The sequence below is a fragment of the Methylobacterium sp. A52T genome (assembly GCF_053346095.1).
Genome location: NZ_JBKFBI010000302.1, coordinates 1 through 858 on the forward strand (window position 1 = coordinate 1; position 858 = coordinate 858).

At 64.9% G+C, this 858-nt stretch carries 1 protein-coding gene; it reads left to right on the top strand.

What is annotated here, in order from left to right:
- The first annotated feature begins 83 nt into the window (after nt 1–83).
- Nucleotides 84–838 (top strand): IS5 family transposase gene (locus ACLBYE_RS30510; RefSeq protein ID WP_447697034.1). Its coding sequence is split into 2 segments (ribosomal slippage): nt 84–414 and nt 414–838, totalling 756 coding nucleotides; the frame shifts between segments, so codons are not numbered across the junction.
- Nucleotides 839–858 lie beyond the last annotated feature (20 nt).

Consider the following 858-nt stretch of genomic DNA (forward strand, 5'->3'; position numbering starts at 1 on the left):
CCTAGGTAGGGAACTCATACAACCAATTGCTGTTGCTCGCGTTTTCTTTCTGAGATTGGGGTTTCCAGCGCAGGAGGATCGCGATGGCACGGTTGTTCTGGCTCTCCGATGAAGCCTGGGGGCGGATCGCGCCGCACCTACCTCACGGCCAACCGGGCAAGCCTCGGGTCGACGACAGGCGGGTGATCAGCGGCATTCTGCATGTGCTGAAGGTCGGCTGCCGCTGGCAGGACACGCCCTCCGCTTACGGTCCGCACACGACGGTCTACAACCGCTACAACAGGTGGTCTCAGCGCGGGATCTGGCAGCGGCTGTTCGCCAAGATCGCAGCCACAGGCCCCGTGCCAGATGAGTTGATGCTCGACGCGTCCCACGTGAAGGCCCACCGCTCGGCTGCCGGCGGAAAAGGGGGGCCTGGAGCCAGGCGATCGGCCGCTCGCGGGGCGGGTTCACGAGTAAAATCCATTGCTTGGCCGATGATCGTGGCCGACCGGTCGCGTTCGCCCTGACGCCCGGCAACGTGGCCGACATCACCATGGCGCTGCCTTTGCTGCGCGCTGTGGTGCCGCCCAAGCGTCTGATCGCCGACAGGGCCTACGACGCGCAGAGCCTGAGGGATTGGCTGAAAAGCCGCCGGGTGATCGCCACCATCCCGTCCACGGCCACCCGGACGGTACCCTATAAGCACAGCCGGATCGCCTACCGGCGGCGCAATCGGATCGAGCGCCTGTTCGGTCACCTCAAAAACTGGCGGCGCGTCGCGACCCGCTACGATCGCTTGGCCTGCAACTATCTGGCTGCCGTCGCGCTCGCTTCCTGTGTCATCGCATGGACCTGAATGAGTCCCCTACCTAGGCC